Source organism: Sphingobacterium sp. JB170, from assembly GCF_900163865.1.
In the GTDB taxonomy this organism is placed as follows: Bacteria; Bacteroidota; Bacteroidia; order Sphingobacteriales; family Sphingobacteriaceae; genus Sphingobacterium.
Window position 1 is genome coordinate 1 of the sequence record NZ_FUKU01000057.1, and the last position, 22,235, is coordinate 22,235.

Sequence of the window (22,235 nt, forward strand, 5' to 3'; positions counted from 1 at the left end):
CAAATAATAGAACCGAAATCCGACTATTCGATATACCTTAATCCTGCTGTTCAAAACCGTCCCTCCCTCGCGGAGTGGTGCAAAGGTAACAAAACATAAACCCTATTTCCAAATCAAAAGCCAAACATTGTTTAACAACAAACGCAAGAACCTGAAAACCTGAACAATATTTTTCTGAAAAACACGTGCTAAACAGGCAATCTAGTGTCGATCTTTACCGGTCCTGCTTAATATTAGGCAAAAACCCTGTGACCGCTCCGATCAAAGGAAGGAAAGCGCACACCTGAAAAACATACGTTATACTCGTCTGGTCTGCCAGCCAACCTAATATTGCGGATCCAATTCCGCCCATTCCAAAGGCAAAACCAAAAAATAAACCAGCGATTGTACCGACACGACCTGGAACTAGGTCCGTCGCATAGACCAAAATAGCAGAAAAAGCGGAGGATATAATAAAACCAATGATTACAGCAAGTACAACCGTACCGGTAAGCCCAACATGCGGTAGCATCAGCGTAAACGGGGCGGCCCCCAAAATCGATACCCAAATAATTAATTTACGACCGTAGCGATCTCCTAAAGGACCACCCAATATGGTACCTCCGGCAACCGCAGCGAGAAATGCAAACAAATAGTATTGCGATTGCTGAACGTCGACTCCAAATTTCTCAATCACATAAAATGTAAAATAACTCGTCATCGAGGCCATGTAAAAATACTTCGAAAAAATAAGCACTAGAAGAATGCCTATCGAAATCGTAATTTTTCGTTTACTTAACAATGGGCCATTAGATTCTACGCGTGCTTTATCTTTCCTTAAATGAACATTCCTACCATACCACCTACCAACGAGAGATAACATTGCAATTCCTAGTACAGCAAATAAACAAAACCAACGAATATAGCTTTGCCCATGTGGAATAATAATCAACGCAGCCAGAAGTGGCCCAATTGCACTACCAGCATTCCCTCCTACTTGGAATATAGATTGGGCCAGACCTTTTTTACCTCCCGAAGCGAGTTGGGCAACACGCGAGGCTTCGGGGTGAAAGATCGACGAACCGATTCCAACCAGCGCTACAGCACATAGAATCATTAAAAAGCTAGGTGCTAATGACAAGAAAAACAACCCTAGTAATGTAAGGGTCATCCCTAGTGCCAGAGACATCGGACTTGCCTTTTTATCGGTATAATGCCCAACAAATGGCTGCAAAATAGATGCCGAGAGTTGAAAAACCAAGGTAATAATTCCGACCTGTGTAAAACTTAAGTTAAAACCATTTTTTAACATCGGATATATTGAAGGAATCACAGATTGCATGAGATCGTTCAGCATATGGCCAAAACTAATTGCAAACAGGATACTATAAACAGTAGCGTTAACGCGTGGATTTCCGGATGTAGGTATTGGTGTTGATGTTTTCATATTAAATAGAAAGAAACGGTTTAGGTGGGTTAAATATGTTCAATAATTGACCCTAGAGCGGTCCGGGCTCGTGCGACATCACTATCTTTAATCGCGTTGTAAAGTTCTTCGTGCGAGCCGTGCGTCTGAATAAACACCGAAGTATCAACGTAGAGTTGAATAAAAGCACGCTGCATATGCTTACACGATTCGCTATACAATTCAGCCAAAATACTATTTCCGCACGCATTGGCAATTTGTTGGTGAAACTCGATATCTGCGGCTATGCATTGTGGAAGCTCACCTGCATCCGCTCTGCGTTTTCGCTGTGCCAAGCAGCTACCAATATTCTCTACATCAGCAGATGTACGGTTCAAAGCAGCTTTCTCCACTATACGTCCTTCTAGCAGATAACGTACTTCAAGCAATTCATCCAAATTAGCACCGCGGAACGCACGAGTCAACTCTTCGCTCCCTTCGTTACTCAAGACAAAAGTTCCCTTACCTTGACGTGCCTCGACGTAACCGCCGTTGGCTAAAATCCGGATTGCCTCTCGCACACTCGAACGGCCCACCCCAAAGATATGCATGAGCTCCGGCTCAGTTGGAAGTTTTGCATCCAAAAGATAGACACCGCCCCTTATTTTTTGCCGAATACGAGTAGCAACCTCTTCGGCTAGTGATGTTTTTTTAAGCATAATAATTCATCTGATGACATGATGAATTGCGAAGGTAATACAATACTTTGAAAAAATTGTATCAGTCCTAGATAATTTGGTGAGACTCTTTAATAGTGTTCATCACGAAAATACTTTTTGTTTGTCCAATGCCATCAATCTCAGAAAGACGATTCACAAAAAAATCATGAAAATCATCCATGCTAGGCGATACAATCTTCAATACGAAATCAAAATCTCCGCTAATATTATGAAACTCGAGCACTTCTGGAAGTGCTTCAACGCCTTTAATGAATTGCGATGCAATCTTTTTGTTATGTACACTTAAGGCAACCATAACCAGAACCATCAATCCCTTATTTACTAACCGGCGATCGACCACAGCTATGTATTCTTTTATTATCCCATGTGTTTCCATTCGCTTAATCCGTTCGTGTGTAGGTGTGGAGCTCAGATTAATTTGTGCAGCTATTTCTCGAACGCTTAATTTGGCATTACGTTGAACGAGACGTAAAATCTGTTGATCCTTGTCATCGATGAGATAGTTTGTGTTTTCAGTTTGTTCTTTATTGATCATATCATTTAATATTAAAGCAGAACGAATTTCTAAAAAAGGTCTACATAAACATTCATTTGTCCTAAAAATAAATAAAAATACAAAACGTATGACTATTAAAAGTAATTTTGACGGAAAAATTGGGAATGACAACATCACAAAATAGGATTTTAATTTTAGCGTCGGTAGGTACCTTTGTTGAAGCGTTAGATATCGCAATTATCAATCTTACTATCCCAGCCATCCAAGAGCAATTTGCCATTGACAACGATACGGTTCAATGGTTGCAAACATTGTACGTCCTGTTTTTTGGAGGATTTTTGATCATCGGAGGAAAACTGACCGACCAGATTGGTCGTCGCGCAATGTTTCTTTGGGGTTCCTCCATATTCTTACTTGCTTCCCTTGGCGCCGGTCTTGCTAATGAATTTATCAGCTTGGCTGTATTCCGAGCATTACAAGGATTAGGAGCTGCCTTACTGATGCCGGCATCACTCGCACTAGTTACCCATACTTTCCAAGAACCCAAAGCGCGTAGCCGCGCAATAGGTATATTCAGTTCATTTGCGGCGATCGGCTCAGGAGCCGGGCTATCCGTGGGTGGGCTCATTAGCACGTACTGGAGCTGGCATTGGGTCTTCTTAATTAATGTCCCAATACTAGGACTCACTCTACTAGCCGCGTTAAAGTTTTTACCAAAAGACATCAAACTCACCACGAACAACCCAAGCGATATCTTTTCAGGAATTATATTGGTTCTAGCACTATTATTATTGACATTCGGATTGCACGATCTCATCCACTTTGAAGAGCGCCCATACATCATAACGGGTTGTTTCATTGTTTCGATATTACTAATTAGCATATTCATCCGTAGACTACATACGCATGAAACACCGTTAATTCAACCGCAGATTTTTAATAATACTTCGCTAATTATATCTAACATCTCATTCTTTTTACTTGGCGCGTTGTTTATTGGATTCTTGTTTTTGGTATCATTATTACTCCAAAAAGACTTAAACTACAGCGCTGCATCTGCGGGACTTATGCTCGTGCCTTTTAGTATTCTCTCCGCTTTGATTGCAAAATTTGCTATTCCAACAATTACAGATCGGTTTACGACTCCACAAGTCGGTATTTTAGGAATGGGTTTTATGTTCGCTGGGGCCGCGGCGTTGTTCACTTCGATATACGTCATTCCAGCGCTACCCTTCGTATTACTTGGCGCAGCATGCATCTCGGGGATTGGAATGACCTTATGCTTTACAAGCCTTTCTGTACTAGGCGTAAAAGATGTTGCAAAAGAGAATTATGGAATCGCTTCGAGCCTAACAAGTACAACTTACTTTCTCGGGGCGGGTATCGGGCTTTCCATTATGACCTTGGTTGATAAATTAATACCATCAAATCTTGCCGCAAGTCCAGTAAGTTTAATCGTGCTAGGAAGCTATGCAATGTTTGGAATTGGACTATTAGTATTTCTAAATTATAGCGATAACCGAAAAATATCGCCTGCGCCTTCGCCGGTAAAGCAAGCTGTGTCATCACAGAAAACATCGTAAATGAGAGTAATGCGCATACAACCATATTGCACTGAACTCTTGAAATTACGCTCGAAATACAATATTTGCCGTTTATCTCCGGATACAAGAGAAACCTCGAATTCCATTCATTAACCAACTAGACGTATCCGTAGTGGCATTCGAGCTAGCCGCACTTATTCAATAAGATGTCAACTATGGTAAACACTCTGTCTATTATTTTAGACAGATACCAACCAAACCAGAATAAACACCGCATTGCCGAGTGGAACGATGGAATGTATGGCGTTTAATCAATAAGTAAAGTATAAAACCCGATAAAAATAAATTCAAACAACAAAAAAAGTATTTGCAATATTTCGCGTTCAAGTTTATACACAACGCAATATAACGCATTTGTGTGTTTTTGACACTAATAAGCATCCCTAATCGTATTATGAACCTTTATTCGGAATCCCAAGGCCTACAAATAAAAAATGAAGGAAATTAAAACGGCGCTAAAAAAAGAAGCCCCAAGTCGAGCGACTTGGGGGCTTCTAAACCAATTATTAACCTAAATTATGAACTAGAAAACATCCAAACACTGTGCCAAACAAACTCTAGCAACCATAATTTTTAAATTCTCTTCTAGGGAGTCGGCTATCTTGACAACCACCAACGCGCTAAAAAACAAACCGTTAAGCCTCTTTGTAAGAATATACGTTATAAGGACATAAAACTTTAGAACATAAGAACGCAACCAACGAACCCACAGCGAGTGGAAAGATCAACGCATATCCGTTGGGGGCAGCACTACACATTAAAAAAATAGCCGTACACGGCCCATGAATTGCACCTGAAAGTGTTGCCGCAGCACCAATTAAAGCAAAATTTATGATCAGAAATTCCGTTCCAAAATAAGAGTTGCATAGATAAGCGAACAAAATGCCTAAAAATGCACCGGCCACAATACTCGGCGCAAAAACGCCTCCATCACCACCCGCACCTAATGTCAGCGATGCCGCTAAGGGTTTCAAAAATATAAGAAGTGCGAGGGTTACGGGAACTGCCGTTACAATTTCCGTTGTAGTAAAGGAACTTAACATACTAGCAAGACCATGATAACTATCTCCATATAGCGTAGGAAAAAACAGAATCAGCACTCCTACTGATATTGCACCTAAGTTCACCCGAATAAAATTGCTTTCTATATGCGCAAACCAAGTTTTACAATGTATGACGATTTGTGTGAAATAAGTTGCAAGTAACCCACCAAGCACACCAAGAATGAGCATGTACGGAATGGCTTTCCATTGCCATTTCTCGGCAGGCATACTAATCAAAAATGTGTGATCAAAATAATGCACGAAAACAAGCGACAAGATAGCCGCTACTGTACAACTAAATATCACCGTCTTTTGCATCCTTTTTGCTATGACTTCCATTGCAAATAACCAACCTCCAATAGCACTTCCAAATAAAACAGTAACGCCAGCAACCACGCCAGCGCATATCAACTCCTTTTTAAACGCAAGAGGCGACAATCCTCTTTTATAGGCTTGATTCCCAACGGTCGCAGTTGCGACCACAGTAGACACTTCTATCCCGGTGGAACCGCCAAAAATTACCGTTAAAAAACCGTTAATGTAATGCGAGGGAATTTTAAAAAATGGAAGGTGATCTTTTCGCGTCTCAAGTGTCGTATAGATTTCTTTTATTCCTTTATTTTTCCGATTGCGAAATACATATTTACGCAAAAAATAGATTGCTGTAATTCCCACTGAAGGAAAAATAATAAACAGCAGAGAATTTCGACTACTAACCTCGTTAAATAAGAAATGTTGGGCATACTCGGTGATATGTTTAAGAGAGAATGCTAGTAAGCAGCAGAGTATTGCTACAAGTAATGAAGCTACAGTGAGTTTTGTGTAGCTATAAAAAAGAACTTTCCGACGCATGATTAATACAGTTTGCTCGGCAAAGGTAAGACAAATGCACCCAATAATGGAATATTCCAATATAACTTTGAGCAGATTACATTAAAGTGAACAGCTTCTACTAATGAATAGGTGATCACTTGGAGAGAATGGACCTAACGTGCATTTGTAAGTTAGGTATTATTTCTTGGTCAAACCATGGATTCTTCGATCGCCATATAAAATTTCGCGGCGAGGGGTGCGGTAAAGGAAAATAGTGCGGCAAATATTCCTCCCAGTTCAGTACGGTCTGCGTGAGATTTTTCCTACGATCCTTCTTTAAATAATAGGCTTGCGCATATTGCCCGATTAGAAGCACCAATTCGACTTGTAATAATGATGAAATAACGGCACCATGCCATTGTGGAGCGCACTCAGGCCGCGGCGGTAAATCCCCTTTACCAGCTTTGCCCGGGTAACAGAACCCCATCGGCAAAATCCCAAAATTATCGGTATTATAAAACTCTTCATTTGAAACGCCTAGCCACCGCCGTAACTCTTTCCCACTTAGATCGTCCCAAGGTATGCGCGATTTATGCACCCGTAAGCCCGGAGCTTGTCCTATTATCAGTATTTTAGATCGTTCACCAACTGAAAATACGGGGTTTGCGCCGCAAGGTAGTCGAGATTCGCAAATTCGGCACTGCCCAATCTCTGCAACCAGCTTATCTAATTTCTGAAACATTTAACGTTTAAATTACCTACAAAAAACGACTCTAAGTTAGCCATCATTCTTACAATTCAAAAAAATCAGTCATAACAAACAGCACACAAAATATGTAATAAAGTGTTATTAGGCGCTCGCAACCAGTATTAAGAAGTATCTTTCAGTTAGTTTGAAATTAGGAAAGGAGTTTTTTAAAGTAAAAATGCTCTAAAAAACTCCTTTAATTAAGGTGTATGTTTAATTTACTTTTACGTCATACAACGTTTGATGTATGCTTTTGAGTGTCGCTTCAGGGATCTTAATAACCTTACGATCGTAAGTCATAAGACCATTAGTTTCCACCTCTACATCCGTAGTTTGTGTATAAACAGCTCCTGATAGTCCACGAGAAATCAACGCCGCTACATTCCCAATTACCTCTTTGTAACGATTTTGCAATTCCTCTGGATTCTTAAATGATTGGTAACCCCAGTTATCCTTTTGTTGCCATGTATGTCCATCCACAGGAAGACCTAATCCACCAAACTCGCCTAAAACAAGCGCATACTTATCGCCGAACAGTCTTGCATCCGGCATCGCTGCATCTGGATAGTTGTGGATATCAAGAATATCTCCGACGAAAGCAAAGTTCCCACCACTGGCACTATTAATTACGCGTGACGGGTCATACGCCATTGTCCATTCCGTAATTTCTTTTGTTTTAAACTGTCCCCAAGCCTCATTGAATGGCACCCATACAACGATACTAGGAAAATTATGTAAAGCATCCATTATCGCTTTCCATTCTTTACGGTAATAACCTTCGGATTCCGCAGAACGTTCTTTATCGTGAACACCATTAGTAACTTTACCGGGTTGCATATCCCAGTTATTTCCACCCAAATCACCGGATGGCATATCGGCCCACACTAATATACCTAGGCTGTCGCAGTGTCTGTACCATGTCGCAGGCTCCACTTTAATATGTTTACGTATCATATTAAAACCCATTTCTTTGGTTTTAACAAGATCAAACTTCAGCGCTTCATCAGAAGGTGCCGTATGTAAACCATCGGGCCACCACCCTTGATCTAGCGGGCCGTATTGAAATAGAAACTCATCATTCAATGCGAGGCGCATAATACCCTGACTATCGGCTTTGCGCTCTATCTTACGCATCGCGAAGTAGCTATCCACTTGATCGACAATTTTACCCTTGCGCAATACCTTCACAGCTAAATCATATAGCTTGGGGCTTGATGGGCTCCACAGCTCCGCGTTCGGAACTGAAAGCTTGGCCGATTCCGCCGCATTTACGGTAATTTCAGAAATTTTCTTCCCTTGATCATATGCCTCAATAAGGAGCTGATCTCCTGATTGAACGGATTCTACGTTCGCAGAAATCTCGAGAACTCCGGCATCAACATTTGGTGTTTGCTTGGTCGATGCGATATAAGTTTCTGGAACATTCTCCAACCAAACTGTTTGCCAAATCCCCGTAACTGGCGTATACCAGATGCCGTGAGGGTCGTTAATTTGCTTTCCGCGCGGCTGAGGGCCATCACTTGTTGGATCCCATACGCGAATAGCAACCTCTTGCTTTTTGCCTTTCTTTATAGCTTGCGTTATATCGAAAGAGAACGGGTCAAATCCACCCTCATGCCGACCGATATGCTCCCCATTTACATAGACATCACATTGCCAGTCAACAGCGCCAAAATGTAATAAAACGCGCCCGCCTTTCTTGTTCTTCTTGCTCAGCTCAATCTCGCTATTATACCACAAGGCCTGATCTTTATTTACGGATTTACCCACGCCCGAGAGTGCCGATTCTACCGCAAAAGGGACTAAGATGTCGCCATCCCAGCTCGTGGGTGTTTCGCTTTGATCTTTGGCTGTAATTTTATACTTCCACAAACCATTGAGGTTTTGCCAATTCCCTTGTCTCTTAAGTTGTGGTCGCGGGTACTCCTGGTGAACGTTGTTGGGATCCAACTGTTCACCCCAACTCGTGAGAATTTTATCACCTGCAGGCTTCCATTGCTGGGCGAAGGTGACCGAAACGGAAGCAGCGATCACACACGCCGCTAACATTGTTTTTTTCATCATAGTCTAGTTATTATATATTTATTTAATTTTACTTTTACTAACGGGCCGAAATTTTTGCGGTTTTAACTCACGATCGAGCATTGCCTTTAGCGTTAAAAATGCAGGGTGTTTTTCATCCCAAATATTTTCCTTCTCAATCAGGCCATTTCTATAGTCAAATAACTCGTATTGTGGTTTATCAGACTGATCTATTTTCTGCCACGCGACAAGCCGATACCGATCGGTGCGTATCGCCCGCCCTAATTTCCCACCTCGTGGAAAGCAGTGATATACGTAGTGGCGCGGTTCCGATGCGTGCCCCTTTAAAAAAGAAGCATAGCTTACCCCATCGATTGGTTGGGGCACAGCAAGCTCAGGCAGCCCGCAAAACTCGGTCAAAGTTGGAAAGATATCGACAGTTTCAATTAAGGCATCGATCTTTTTCCCTTTCAGCTCTGGTACGCGTATCATAAGCGGGATTCTGTTTGCTAATTCATGGTTCACATGTTTTGTCCACATCCCCATCTCCCCCAAAAGATAACCATGGTCTCCCCAAATTACAACAATAGTTTTACTATCCAGACCCGTTTCCTTTAGTTGATGTAGCAATTTTGCTATTTGCTCGTCTACGTAGCTAACCCCGGCATAATAGCCATGAATTAATTTTCTTGTCAATGAGTCGGGAAAGGGATCCGCTTCATTTGCGTTAGGAATTGACAAATATTGCGAAATTTCACCATCACGCTTCACCGCGAAGGGGAGCGAATTAACGGGATTGGTTTGCTGGCTGGGCATCGGGATATCATCTGGGTTATATAGGTCCCAATATTTCTTAGGCACCGTAAATGGTAAATGGGGCCGCGCAAAACCGACCGCTAAAAAGAAAGGCTTCGCGGTCTTAGAAAGTTCCGCCAGACGAGACACCGCTTCATTGGCAACCCGGCCGTCAGCGTAGGCCTCATCAGCTATATCTAAACACTCCCAAGGCGCTCCCTTTGGCAATACGGAAGCCTCTTCCCAAGAAGCATTTTCAAATAGCGCCTCTTCGCGCGTGGGTCCGCATCTATTTTTTGCAGCATATTCAACTACATTATCGTAGAAATGCGGCGCTGACCAAGACTGTTCATCATTATATGTTCCATGACCTACATGAAAAACTTTGCCTATTGCGGCCGAATAGTAATCATTATTTTTAAAATTCTCGGGCATGGTTACCGCATCGGGGTAGTAATCTCGAAAAGCGCGTCCAAAATCATAAAGACCCGTAGATGTTGAACGGGCGCCAAGTAGTAAGTTGTAGCGCGAGGCGATACATACGGCTTGATTGCTATATGCCCGGTCGAATACTTGTGACTCTCCCGCCAAACGATCCATCGCCGGTGTTTTGGCAAACTCATCATCATAGGCTCCTATTGTTGGACGTAAGTCATCCACGGCAATAAACAGCACATTATACTTCTTTTGTGCCATAACATTACCGGCAATAAAAAAGATAAAAATCAACAAAGAAACTCGTTTGTTCATTACAATAAAATTCAAACCAACGCGCAAGTTATTTAATTTTCTCAGGTTGCAGGTCATACACCGCTTCGGTAATGCCGCTAGGCTTAACTGCTACACGAGCAAACAAAGCACTCGAGGACGCTAGTTGGTCTGCAATATTAATAGATATTGTTAACATTCCAGCCTCTTTTTCCTCACTATTTTGTCTCGCTGTAAAATGTCCCATATCGACAAATTGGGTGTCATTAACCAGTAAACTTACTTCCTCCGGATCGCGTGTTTCATCAAGCTGCTCGATCGTGAAAGTAGCCGTAAGCACATCTCCCTGCAGCACGTATTTCGTGCCGGAAATCACAAAGTATGGTTCAATGTGAAAATCAACATTTGTGTCACCATTTACTTGAACCTCCATCGTATCTGTTGCATGTTTCCATGGACCATTGCCAGGTACGCTAATCAATTTATAAGTACCGTCAAAAAGCGTTGCTTTAAAGGAGCCATCTTGGGTAACATACACATCAATCGGCGTGCGTAAGGCGTATCCATCTTGCCAAAGCTGCAACCGTACAGAATTATTCGTCCCGCGCACGCCGATAGGGTCACCATTATATACAACCTTCCCAGAGAGTGTAGAAGAGGGAGAATCGTAATTATCTTTCCCACAAGACACCAATAGAACGCAAAACGTTGCGAAACGAAATATATTTAAAATCGATTTTTTCATAATGCTATTGATAAGGATTTCTGACCAATTTCGGGTTTTGGTTTATCCAATCTTGATCGATGAAGTTATAGTAATTTTGAAAACGGAAATATCGCGGATATAAGGTGTGGCTGGCTTTTCGTTTTTCAAACACCCATTTGTCGTGATTGGCAGTGCCCGGTGCGTATATCCGGTAAGGAAATAATGCGTAATGTGTCGCCGTTGGCGTATCTTGGCCGCCCCATACTTGGTGTGCTATTCTCCAGCGCTTAAGATCCCAGTAACGATGATCCTCGAATGCAAATTCAACACGGCGCTCCTGAATAATATCGTCCAAGGTAACACTCGTTAATGGACTTATTCCCGCGCGCTCGCGAATTTGATTAATATAGCCCGCTACTTCAGTCTGCGACTTGCCAAGCTCTAGACCTGCTTCAGCAGCGATCATTAGAAATTCGGCATAACGGAAGCGTACAAACCACATATCGCTCCCCCGACCACGCGTTGATGCATCGCGGTTCTCCTCCACAAATTTACGGATGTTAAAACCGGTTTTATTAACAAACTGATCGTTAGATGTCGTTGGACCGTCTTCACTCGTTAAGAGTCCCATCGTCGGATCTTCGGCACCCGGTATACCCGTTTTGACGCGCCACTGCCCATTATCCAAGTAGCGAACGCCGGCTTGATAGGTTATTGTCGTACCCAGGAAATCTGCCCCAGAATAAATAACAGTTCCGTACAACCGAGGGTCTTTGTTTGCAAATACATCTTGTGGATTATCGTAATAGATATATTCTCCGGAAGGGTCTTCTAGTTTTAGTGCGCCATTTCGATCATCGATATATTCAAAATCTTCAACCAGATTTAGAATCGGCGTTACGATATTGGCATCAATATCTCCACGCACTGAAGATGCAATTACATTATTTGCAAACATATGCGTCTGACCAGGATAAATAAAATCCCGTGCCCATATCACTTCGTTGCTGGACTTACTACTAATAGCCTCATAAAAATTACGCCCTTTGTCCTCATTTTTATCGTAAAGCGCATAAGGACTTTGCTGTATGATTTCTTGAGCAGTTTCATAAGCGATTTGAAAAAAACCGTTTGCTTTATCCGCTGGTATTCCAACCTCACCTCCACTCGTTTTTACCTCAGGCGTCCGGTAATTATACTTAGCGATCGAACCGGCATACAACGCAGCGCGTGCTTTTAATGCTAAGGCAGTCCATTTGTTTGCCCGGGCGGAATTGGTATTAGTTGCTTCCGACATTATCTCTGCAATTGCACTACATTCCTCTATTATGTAGTTATATGTCTCTTCCTCTGTCGCGCGCGCAACCTGAAGAGACTCCGGATCTGTTCCTTGTTCATAGTCGTATATTTCATCTCCTACTAGCGGCACACCACCAAGGCTTCGAACCATATTAAAATACGTCCAAGCACGAATAAATCGAGCTTCGCCTTCGTATTTCAACTTGGTTTCATCGGCCAATGTCGACCCTTTCACGCCATGTATAAACTCGTTAACGTTTCGTACTAACCGGTAATCATAAACATACCATAACGAATCCGTATATGTTTGCATATTGTTTGGTCCTCCAGAAGAGAACCCTGCCTCGTCGAGTAATGCAAATGATCCTGGATCCGTTAAATTCTGGGACCAATCCATACGCCCGTAATAATTAGCCAAAACAGATAAAATCATTTTCTCATCTGAATAAACCTGTTCCTCGCCGAGAATCGATTCTGATTCGCGATCCAAAAATTTGGAGCATGCTGATATCCCAACTAGCATCCCAAGTATTAATATATATTTAATTGCGCTCTTCATGGTTAAAATGTTATGTTTAGACCAACATTCACTACTCTATTGGTCGGATATTGAATTCCCGATTCGCTTGTGAGTTCCGGATCAATCTTCATTTCGCCGAGGTTATCGATGCTGAACAAGTTCTGCATCATCGAATAGACGCGAAGGTTTTTTATTCCCCAGCGTTCTGTTAACTTTGAAGGTAAGGTATAGCCGATTTGTAGATTTCTTAATTTAAGATAGGTCACATTTTCGACCCAGAAGTCACTATGCCAATAGTTACTATGATTTTGATTGCCCCGAATCAAAGTTGGAAACTCTCCCGGGATAAGTTCACTATTTGGATCCGTTATATCGCTAAGCATCCACTGGTTTTCCATGTAATAAGCTGCATTATTCCCTCCATCATGGAAGGGCAGCATCCCTTCAAAATTTGCGCGGTAGGACGCAAATGAGGCGCCGGTAAAATCCATAGCCACGTCGAACCCTTTGTACTGGACGCCCAAATTCAAAGCAAAGTTCAAGTACGGAAGACCAACATCTCCTTCACCCTCACCCTGATCACCCTCTCGATACCCGATAGGACGTTGATCCAACTCATTAATAACCTTGTCTCCGTTAACATCATCGTATTTTATATCTCCTGGTCGAAGTGTTGTATTACCTTGTCTATCGTTGTCCACATCGTAGTTTTGAATCTCTTCCCAATTTTGAAATTGACCTATTGCATGGTATCCCCAATTAATATAGGCATAGCGGTCGGTAATCGAATTACGATATGTATCCCACGAATTTCCAAACCGCGGCTTATATTGTCGTCCATCCAGCTGTCTCGCATAAGTGAAATTCCCACCAACAAAATAATTAACCTCGTGTATATTACTGCTCCACTTGATGCTTCCATCCACGCCACGGTGCACATCGGAATTTAAATTTTCATAAGGGAGTCCAAACCCAACTTCTTCAGGAATGAGAATATCGTTACGCGAGGCTGGCAGTCCGGTACGTTTACGATTAAAATAGTCCACGGCTCCGGAAAGCTTCCCGCCGAGTAGGGCAAAATCAAGTCCGACGTTAAAGCTGTTTGCGCGTATCCAAGAGAGAGTTTTAACGGGCAACCCGCGCGGCTGCGACCCCACCACGTAGTTACCATCGATAGCCGCTCCACCAGTATTATACGTATAGCCCGGCATAAAGCCAAATGCGTAATAATCCCAGTCGTCCAGATTGTCGTCGCCTAGCACCCCGTAGGACGCCCGTAGCTTCAGTTCACTGAAAGTGTTTCCCACAAAGGAATCGGTGATAAACGATTCTTGTGCCAGGCGCCACCCAGCTGAAACCGAAGGAAAGAACCCCCATCGGCTTCCGGGAGGAAATTTCCACGAGCCGTCGTAACGACCAGCGAACTCGACAAGGTATTTACCGTCGTAATCATAATTTACTCTCCCGGCAAAGCCAGCTCGTGCCTGCGTGTTCAATCCGTCGTCATTAAATTGGTCCATCGTTTGAAAATAGATTAGGGACAAGCGGTTTGAGGCGGGGCGATCATGCATCCAAAACCCTGGTTCTTCACGCGTAATCGCTTCGGCTGCCACGAGCGCGGTCAGGTTATTCTTCCCGAAACTTTTCGCATAGTTCAGCGTACCCTGGTAACTAATCTCTTCAATTTGGCGAACATCACGCTCGCGCCACGGGTTGTCCATGCTAAATACGACGGGATAGGTGTCGGTTTCTTCATCGTAACCATACAGTTTGTAAGTAAATTCCTGATTATCCATTCGCTTATTCGACAGATAATATCCTACAAGTCCACGAAGCTTCAGATCCTTGGTAATTTCATATTCAGCATTAAAATTCAATTGCATCACACGAAAGGCTTCGGTATACTCACCTGAAAGATCGTAGTTTAGCATCCCAAAGTTAGTCTCCGTGTTGGATGCGGTACGTGCGGGATACAATGGGTTATCGTTAGCAAAGGGACGTGCTGTGGGCAGATTACGATAGGTCGCAAACAATGCTTGCCACGTATCATCGGCCCCTGGCACTCCCGGCTGTCGACGCTTTTCGATACGGCCATTGAGATTCGCTCCAATCTTCAATCGATCGGAGATATCCGCTTCAATATTCATTTGTACGTTTGTACGGTTGAATCCACCGTAGTTCCGAATTATTGATTTTTGATCGAGATGACCGGCACTAATGTAGTAATTGATATTCTCCGACCCACCGCTGGCTGCACCAGAAATATAGGTCTGCGGACTCGTTCCTAAAATATAGTCGTACCAATCAAATGGACGATATCCTTTTTCGGTCCCTTCTTCCCATTTTTGAAGATCATCCATCGTATACTGCGGATCACTCACACCCAAGATGGCGTCCGATTGAATATAGCTCTTTATATACGTTGTAGCACTTGCCGGCCGTGGGTACCGAAACATATTTTGCCAACCGTAGTACGAATTGATCGAGAATTGACTCTGCTCTCCCCGCTTACCTTTCTTTGTGGTGACCACCACTACGCCGTTGGCCGCGCGGACACCATATATTGCGGCCGAGGCATCCTTGAGAACCGAGATTGATTCGATGTCGTTAAAATCGATGTTATTAAACTGTCCGGCATCCTTTTGTACGCCGTCAATTACGTAGAGCGGATCCCCCATGTTACGAATATTGATACTTGTCGATGCTCCGGGACGGCCGTCTGCCATTCTGCTGTTTACCCCCGCAATCTTACCAACAAGAGCACCCGAGGTCGTTGTTGCTACCGAACGAGATAAATCATCGGCCCCAACCGAAGAAATCGCGCCGGTGACCGATTCTTTCTTTTGCGTACCGTAGCCGACGACTACGACTTCATCGAGGCTCGCATCCTGGGACTGAAGGATTACCTCAATCTTATCGCCCGAAGGGGTGACCTGTTGAGTAACAAATCCGACCGACCGAAATACAATTACCGCGTTCGGCTCCGTCAAGGTCAACGTGAAATTGCCGTCAACATCGGTCGTCGTCCCCGCGGTCGGGTGATCTTTGGGCTCTACAGTCACGCCTTGAAGCGGTTTCCCAGAGGCGTCCTTAACCGTCCCCTGTAGATTTTGTTGCTCCTGCAAAATAATCTTTGATGCTCCATACCGGACGGGGGAAGCAATTGCCGAACTTGCAACTCCTGTCACAAACAAGCCGCAGAGCAACATACTGGGTAAGCGCCAAGAATGAATTGAAGTAACTCTCATTAGGTAAAAGTTTAGTTGTTTATAATCGATATCCAAAGTTAATTCTCTAGGCAGGCAAAATATTCCCAAAACGTCTCAATTTATCGCCAAATTGTATCACGCATTTTTAACCATCAGGTGTCATTGATTCTTAAAACCCGCGATGCTGGCTGCATGTAGCAGTTACAGCTGTATATTGCCTCATAGAATAGAATAATAACGCTCGCGTGCCATCTATCAATCGGAGCCGTTGTTAACCAAAATGTAGTATAGAATGTTTAATTTGCTGCTTATAACATCCGTAAACAGGAACTGACTGAAACAAAAACATCGAAATGCATCACCTGATAGGAACAAGAACCAGAAACAAGCGCCTATGGTCCGCTATACCCGACTTATTGTATATTGTTTTGTTTATCTGCGGACTAAGTAACAATGCACAATCAAATACACCAGCCCTTTATTTTCAGAAATACGGTGTTGATCAAGGTCTTTCTAATAACGCCATTCTTTGTAGCGTACTGGATAAAGATGGTTTCTTATGGTTTGGGAGCAAAGACGGATTGAACCGTTTTGATGGTTATGAATTCAAACATTACTACGCCTCGGCAGATAGCCTAACGGGTTTAGGTAGCAACTTCATTCATGCGTTGCACGTAGATCAGAAAAAGAATATATGGGTAGGAACCGACCAAGGGATGTATATTTTTTACCCACATTTAGATTCCTTCCGCCCTTTTCGCGGAGGCCAACAGGGGGAGGTTCTAGACATCACCGCTGACAAGCAGGGACAGGTTTGGTACATTGCTGAAAACAAACTATTTAGTTATAATATGCAAAACGACACGATCGTTCAACATAGCCGTAGGTCCGACTTGACCGCCTCTGCGCTATCGCTCGATGAAAACGGGACGCTGTGGCTCGGGGCACTAGGGCTCATAAAGAATGTGACTACGGGAAAAGTATACCCGCTAGATGATGCGACGCGCGGGGATCAATGGATCGAAGACATTTATACGGATCAACAAGGTATCCTATGGGTTGGAACGACAAAAAATGGCTTATATAAATTCGATCCGAAATCCGAGAAGATCAGCAACCCTTTACCCCGGCTGCCGATCGGTCAATTTTATATACGCGACATTATTCAATCGGATTCCCAAACGCTATGGATCGCCAGTGAAAGTGGTCTCATTGTTTACAATAAACAAAACGGAAGTTTCCAGCAGCTGCTCCACGAGGATGATCACCCTTGGAGTCTGTCGGATAATGCTGTATACACGGTCTGCAGCGATCAGCAGGGCGGAATCTGGATAGGTACGTTTTTCGGGGGGCTAAATTATTACCATCCGCAGCATAATGTGTTTAGAAAATTCTTCCATCGCTACGCCAGCTCGTCAATATCGGCGCACGCTGTACGCGAGTTTGTGGAAGATCGGCAAGGGAATATGTGGATCGGATCGGAAGATAATGGCCTAAGCCACTGGAACAAGAAGACAAATAAATTCACGCAAGTCCGGAACATCTCGCACAGTAACGTCCACGGTTTGTGCTTAGTGGGTGACACGCTGCTTGTGGGCACCTTCGATCAGGGCATGGACTGCATCGATGTAAACTCGGGACAGCGTATCGCTCATTTTGAAATCGCTAATGCAGAGTATGGGCTGGGAAGCAATTTTATTGTACACATTCTGCAAACCCGCGCAGGTCGAGTTTTTCTGGCTACCGCCCATGGGCTATATGAGTTCATTCCCGGATCGAACAAATTTATTCCAATTCGCCAAGTCCCCGACCATATATTTTATACTTCAATTTTTGAAGACAAGAAGGGAAAGCTATGGCTATCAACCTGGCGGGATGGACTTTTCACGCTAGACCCGAAAACCGGACGATCGGAAGTGTTCACCCACCAGACCAACAACTCGCTATCCTTAAATAGTAACCGAGTCAACCGTGTCTTTCAAACTAGAAATGGTGATATATGGATCGCGACCGAAAATGGACTTGCCCGCTGGAGCAGCGATGGAAAGCCTATTCGCCGAATCACCACCGACGATGGGTTACCGAGCAACCTTATTTTAACTCTCCAAGAAGATGATTCAGGAAAACTATGGATTAGCACTAGCAGAGGCTTGGTATGTATGAATCCGAACACCCTGCGCATGCAAACTTTCACGAAATCCTCGGGACTATTGAGCTTGCAATTCAACTACAATTCGAGTTTCATCGATCGTCAAGGGAACTTCTATTACGGATCAGCAGGTGGATTTATTCGCTTTCACCCCGACTCTCTTTCGGCATTCTATCCCTCGAAAATAAGATCTAACCTTCTAATTACCGGAATTAGCGTGCTGCAACGTGAATTGCGCGTGGGAGCAGCGGGGTCAAAAATAGCGGAAGCGGTACCATACCTCGCGAAGTTAAAATTACCGCATGATGAATCAACCATAACATTGGATTTCTCAGCGATGAACTATGTATCTGCTAAGGAAGTACAATATAAATATATGCTAGGGGGTTACGATTTGCAGTGGACCACACTCAGAGGGAGCCATACGGCACACTTCACAAAAATTCCACCCGGAAACTACACCTTCCGTGTACAAGCCTTAAATAGTGTGGGGGAACCTATTTCCGATGAGCGGACCCTGGCGATACAAATCAGCCCGCCCTTTTGGGCAAGTATTCCTGCCTACATTTGCTATTGGTTATCGGCCGGCTTCTTAATTTACTACCTAGCAAACTCTTTCGACCGAAAAATAAAAGAGAAAAACAGACGACAATTAGAGGCCGCAACTGTGGAACGCGAACGCGAACTTTATCAAGCGAAAATGAACTTCTTCACCCAGATAGCGCACGACATTAAGACGCCTCTGACGCTAATTAAGGCTCCCCTAGAGCGGCTTATCTCGCGCGGAGAGGCAAATGAACGTACCGAACGCTTATTAAACACGATGCATCGCAATACCGAGCAGCTTGTTGAACTAACGAACCAGTTATTAGATTTTCGCAAAATCGAAAGTAGCGAACACAGTTTAAGCCTTTCAACGCACGATCTATCCTACTTTGTAACCGAACGCTTAAAAGATTATCAACCTGCATTTGAGCAGCGAGAACTATTACTCTCTTACACCGCTAACGAGCCGCTTATCGCCCGCGTGGATATCGAAGTGGTCGAGAAAATTTTCGACAACTTGATGACCAATGCCTTAAAGTATGCCGGGCGCAAGGTATGGGTGGAGCTCTCGTATGAAAAGCAAACCCAAGCATTTAATATTCAAGTTACAAATGATGGTCCCCAGTTAACGAATGAGTCCATCGGACTAATTTTTAAACCATTTCATCGAGAAGCTAATGCGCCAGGCATTAAAGGTGTTGGCCTCGGTCTAGCCCTCGCACATTCTTTTGCGCAACTGCATGGTGGAACATTAAAATTTCTAGAAAATTCAGAAAAATTGAATATATTCGTTCTGCGCATACCAACCAATGGGATCTATGATTAATATTATACATAACAAGCCGACGATATTGGTAGCAGATGACCATCTTGAGATTTTAAACTTTATTGCCGATGATTTGGGCGATGAATATCATATTGTTAAAGCTACCGACGGCAGAAAAGCACTTAAACAGTTACAAATACAAGATATCGATCTCATTGTAAGTGACGTGATGATGCCAGACATCGACGGCTATGAACTATGTGCACGCCTCAAGGAAGACCCCAAACACAACCACATCCCCTTTATCATCCTTACGGCAAAAAACAGTCTACAGTCTAAAATTGAAGGACTGGAATATGGCGCAGATGCGTATATCGAAAAACCATTTTCGCCGAGCTTTTTACAAGCTCAAATTGCAAGCCTATTACGTAATCGTCGCAATATGAAGGCACACTACCGAGAAAGTACTATACAGCCACTCGCATTGGACCCGACCGAACTTAACAAAGCTGATCAAGACTTCTTAGATAAGCTCAATAGCTTTATTCTAAAAAACATCAATGAACAAAGTCTATGCGTAGATTTTTTGGCCGACCGCATGCACATGAGCCGACCGACATTGTATCGGAAAATAAAAGCACTATCGGACTTATCTCCCAACGAGCTCATTAATCTTACTAGGCTAAAAAAAGCCGCTATCCTTCTACGTGAAGGTAACCACAAGGTATATGAGGTCTCCAGTATGGTTGGATTTAGTTCCTCCTCACACTTCATTCGAAATTTCCAAAAACAATTTGGCGTCAGCCCTAAAGGCTGGGGCGAACAGCACCGAGAATTTCATATTATTTCCTAGCGACGTTCTTGGAATATGTATAAAAGGTAAAATGCTTTTATTTTATAATCTTTCCACTGCGCGCGGGAATTTAAATCGGTAATACCCGCGATTTCCAAGAAAATATATCGACATTTCTAATATTGTACTATGCAATAGTTTTGCTAGATTAGGTCAACTTTTTATTTTTGTAAAAAACAAACTATCACGATCAAAATTTTATGGACGAGCTTATCGCCTATTTATCTGGTATATCACCGGTATTGGCTGCTTTCTACGCAACTGTATTTACTTGGGCCCTTACCGCCCTAGGCGCCGCTGTCGTATTTCTCTCAAAAACCATGAATCGCAATTTCATGGACACGATGTTAGGTTTCACCGGAGGGGTAATGGTTGCAGCTAGTATATGGAGCTTATTAATTCCCGCTATCGACCTCACGCCTGGCGAAGGCTTCAGCCAAGTGGTACCTGCTATTATCGGATTTTTAATGGGAGCGGGTTTCCTTTTTATGCTCGATAAAGTCCTTCCACATTTCCACGTAAATTTCCAAAAAGTCGAAGGCGTGAAATCCCCGTGGCAAAAAACGACACTACTCGTGCTCGCTATTACGCTACACAACATTCCCGAAGGCTTAGCTGTTGGAGTTCTTTTTGGCGCCGTTGGCGCAGGCATTCCTGAAGCAAGTATCGGTGGAGCTGTTGCTTTAGCATTAGGTATAGGACTTCAAAATTTCCCTGAAGGGATCGCTGTCGCTATGCCGCTCCGTCGTATGGGGATGTCACGACGAAAGAGTTTCTTTTATGGACAAAGCTCGGCACTGGTCGAACCCGCAGCTGCTGTGATTGGAGCACTGGCCGTCGGCTTTTTCACACCAATCCTGCCCTATGCATTAGCTTTTGCCGCGGGCGCAATGATATTCGTGGTGGTTGAAGAAGTCATCCCTGAGGGGCAACAAAATGAAAACTCCGACTGGTCAACATTAGGATTTATCGGCGGATTTATTGTTATGATGACCATGGATGTCGTGCTTGGATAAACAGTTAATCACGACTCGTAGATTGGACATATTTAAGCAAAAAAAATCCTGAAGCGGGGAACTTCAGGATTTTCTTACTAACCAATTATTAATTAACCTAAATTATGAAAAAAATTACTCTTACTGTATTCTTACATCTAAAACGGGGCTCACAGCACAATATTATAAACGAGCCCTCCCTTTAACATATTTTAACAGACTAAAGCATGAATTATCGCTACATGCTACATGCAACAAGCCTGTAAAAACGGGCAATTGGCGATATTAATAATACACAAGCGAGCGTGTCATTTTAGGGAATCAAGGTAAAAAGAATGTGAGATCAATTTAAATTGCTAGCCTTCGGAGAACTATCCCCCCCCTCACAGCGCAGCATCATCAAATGCTCTAAAAACGGCACAAGTACGCTACTATCCCAAAAAATGTATTTTTTGTTCCCGGCTTTTAAAAAAAATATATAACTTTGAGCCCTGTTCCCCTCCCCGGGGAGCATAATTTTCATAAGCATATAATGGCCGCTCAGCACGGCCATTATTATTTTTTAAGAAAAAGTTTCTCTTCCTGTTTAAACAACCTCAATTTTTATGTCACAGAAATATATGACAAAAATAGCAACTGGATCAGCAAAACAATGGACAAAATAATCGTTATTCCAACCAGCTTCGATTCAATAGGAATGTTGTTATATTTCTTTATAATTCTTGTTAGCATCTTATTTGTTAAGCTAAGCTATTTGTTCGAAAGTACTGTTTTACTCGCACTATTCCTGGTCCATACTTTCATAGCGTAAAAATACAAACATTTATTTAAATTTCATA

14 protein-coding genes are annotated in these 22,235 nt (G+C 43.1%); 4 read left to right on the forward strand and 10 right to left on the reverse strand.

What is annotated here, in order from left to right; genetic code table 11:
- Positions 1 to 214 precede the first annotated feature (214 nt).
- The 3 genes from FM107_RS14370 to FM107_RS14380 all read right to left on the reverse strand — a co-directional run bounded on the left by FM107_RS14370 (position 215) and on the right by FM107_RS14380 (position 2,659).
- On the reverse strand, positions 215 to 1,426 hold the full coding sequence (locus FM107_RS14370) for an MFS transporter (RefSeq protein WP_086949179.1): 1,212 nt from the start codon (positions 1,424 to 1,426) through the stop codon (positions 215 to 217).
- Positions 1,427 to 1,455: 29 nt separating this feature from the next.
- A complete protein-coding gene (locus FM107_RS14375) occupies positions 1,456 to 2,103 on the reverse strand; it encodes a FadR/GntR family transcriptional regulator (RefSeq protein WP_086949180.1) in 648 nt (215 codons plus the stop codon).
- A gap of 67 nt (positions 2,104 to 2,170) precedes the next feature.
- On the reverse strand, positions 2,171 to 2,659 hold the full coding sequence (locus FM107_RS14380) for an Lrp/AsnC family transcriptional regulator (protein ID WP_086949181.1): 489 nt from the start codon (positions 2,657 to 2,659) through the stop codon (positions 2,171 to 2,173).
- 125 nt (positions 2,660 to 2,784) lie between these two features.
- On the opposite strand from FM107_RS14380, the gene FM107_RS14385 reads away from it, so the two are divergent.
- A complete protein-coding gene (locus tag FM107_RS14385) occupies positions 2,785 to 4,203 on the forward strand; it encodes an MFS transporter (protein ID WP_086949182.1) in 1,419 nt (472 codons plus the stop codon).
- A gap of 656 nt (positions 4,204 to 4,859) precedes the next feature.
- Here FM107_RS14385 and FM107_RS14390 read toward each other — a convergent pair.
- The 7 genes from FM107_RS14390 to FM107_RS14420 all read right to left on the reverse strand — a co-directional run bounded on the left by FM107_RS14390 (position 4,860) and on the right by FM107_RS14420 (position 16,126).
- Entirely contained in the window at positions 4,860 to 6,119 is a 1,260-nt protein-coding gene (locus tag FM107_RS14390; protein ID WP_086949183.1) for a chloride channel protein, read from the reverse strand.
- Positions 6,120 to 6,234: 115 nt separating this feature from the next.
- A complete protein-coding gene (locus FM107_RS14395) occupies positions 6,235 to 6,822 on the reverse strand; it encodes a uracil-DNA glycosylase family protein (protein ID WP_086949184.1) in 588 nt (195 codons plus the stop codon).
- 219 nt (positions 6,823 to 7,041) lie between these two features.
- The gene (locus FM107_RS14400; RefSeq protein WP_306298663.1) at positions 7,042 to 8,892 is read right to left on the reverse strand and encodes a glycoside hydrolase family 2 protein; all 1,851 of its coding nucleotides are present in this window, start codon (positions 8,890 to 8,892) and stop codon (positions 7,042 to 7,044) included.
- Positions 8,893 to 8,910: 18 nt separating this feature from the next.
- Entirely contained in the window at positions 8,911 to 10,395 is a 1,485-nt protein-coding gene (locus FM107_RS14405; RefSeq protein WP_179204500.1) for a sulfatase, read from the reverse strand.
- Positions 10,396 to 10,423: 28 nt separating this feature from the next.
- Entirely contained in the window at positions 10,424 to 11,098 is a 675-nt protein-coding gene (locus FM107_RS14410) for a DUF3823 domain-containing protein (protein ID WP_086949187.1), read from the reverse strand.
- Between the two features lie 4 nt (positions 11,099 to 11,102).
- Positions 11,103 to 12,917, reverse strand: a complete 1,815-nt coding sequence (locus FM107_RS14415) for a RagB/SusD family nutrient uptake outer membrane protein (RefSeq protein WP_086949188.1) — start codon at positions 12,915 to 12,917, stop codon at positions 11,103 to 11,105.
- A gap of 2 nt (positions 12,918 to 12,919) precedes the next feature.
- Positions 12,920 to 16,126: a TonB-dependent receptor gene (locus FM107_RS14420; protein WP_218779009.1), complete on the reverse strand. Its 3,207-nt coding sequence runs from the start codon at positions 16,124 to 16,126 to the stop codon at positions 12,920 to 12,922.
- 314 nt (positions 16,127 to 16,440) lie between these two features.
- Here FM107_RS14420 and FM107_RS14425 point away from each other — a divergent pair, with 314 nt between their 5' ends.
- From FM107_RS14425 to FM107_RS14435, 3 genes are all read left to right on the forward strand, one after another.
- Positions 16,441 to 19,608, forward strand: coding sequence for a two-component regulator propeller domain-containing protein (locus FM107_RS14425; protein ID WP_086949190.1), 3,168 nt, complete (start codon positions 16,441 to 16,443; stop codon positions 19,606 to 19,608).
- Positions 19,601 to 20,401, forward strand: coding sequence for a response regulator (locus FM107_RS14430; RefSeq protein ID WP_256959555.1), 801 nt, complete (start codon positions 19,601 to 19,603; stop codon positions 20,399 to 20,401). Before FM107_RS14425 ends, FM107_RS14430 begins: the two co-directional genes overlap by 8 nt.
- 200 nt (positions 20,402 to 20,601) lie before the next feature.
- Positions 20,602 to 21,417 (forward strand): ZIP family metal transporter, encoded by an 816-nt coding sequence (locus FM107_RS14435; protein WP_086949192.1) that lies wholly within the window; start codon positions 20,602 to 20,604, stop codon positions 21,415 to 21,417.
- The last annotated feature ends 818 nt before the right edge of the window (positions 21,418 to 22,235 follow it).

What these genes read in the sequence shown, in the direction of transcription:
- FM107_RS14370 (WP_086949179.1), bottom strand. Translation starts at nt 1,426, where the DNA reads ATGAAAACATCAACACCAATACCTACATCCGGAAATCCACGCGTTAAC.
- FM107_RS14375 (WP_086949180.1), bottom strand. Translation starts at nt 2,103, where the DNA reads ATGCTTAAAAAAACATCACTAGCCGAAGAGGTTGCTACTCGTATTCGG.
- FM107_RS14380 (WP_086949181.1), bottom strand. Translation starts at nt 2,659, where the DNA reads ATGATCAATAAAGAACAAACTGAAAACACAAACTATCTCATCGATGAC.
- FM107_RS14385 (WP_086949182.1), top strand. Translation starts at nt 2,785, where the DNA reads ATGACAACATCACAAAATAGGATTTTAATTTTAGCGTCGGTAGGTACC.
- FM107_RS14390 (WP_086949183.1), bottom strand. Translation starts at nt 6,119, where the DNA reads ATGCGTCGGAAAGTTCTTTTTTATAGCTACACAAAACTCACTGTAGCT.
- FM107_RS14395 (WP_086949184.1), bottom strand. Translation starts at nt 6,822, where the DNA reads ATGTTTCAGAAATTAGATAAGCTGGTTGCAGAGATTGGGCAGTGCCGA.
- FM107_RS14400 (WP_306298663.1), bottom strand. Translation starts at nt 8,892, where the DNA reads ATGATGAAAAAAACAATGTTAGCGGCGTGTGTGATCGCTGCTTCCGTT.
- FM107_RS14405 (WP_179204500.1), bottom strand. Translation starts at nt 10,395, where the DNA reads ATGAACAAACGAGTTTCTTTGTTGATTTTTATCTTTTTTATTGCCGGT.
- FM107_RS14410 (WP_086949187.1), bottom strand. Translation starts at nt 11,098, where the DNA reads ATGAAAAAATCGATTTTAAATATATTTCGTTTCGCAACGTTTTGCGTT.
- FM107_RS14415 (WP_086949188.1), bottom strand. Translation starts at nt 12,917, where the DNA reads ATGAAGAGCGCAATTAAATATATATTAATACTTGGGATGCTAGTTGGG.
- FM107_RS14420 (WP_218779009.1), bottom strand. Translation starts at nt 16,126, where the DNA reads ATGAGAGTTACTTCAATTCATTCTTGGCGCTTACCCAGTATGTTGCTC.
- FM107_RS14425 (WP_086949190.1), top strand. Translation starts at nt 16,441, where the DNA reads ATGCATCACCTGATAGGAACAAGAACCAGAAACAAGCGCCTATGGTCC.
- FM107_RS14430 (WP_256959555.1), top strand. Translation starts at nt 19,601, where the DNA reads ATGATTAATATTATACATAACAAGCCGACGATATTGGTAGCAGATGAC.
- FM107_RS14435 (WP_086949192.1), top strand. Translation starts at nt 20,602, where the DNA reads ATGGACGAGCTTATCGCCTATTTATCTGGTATATCACCGGTATTGGCT.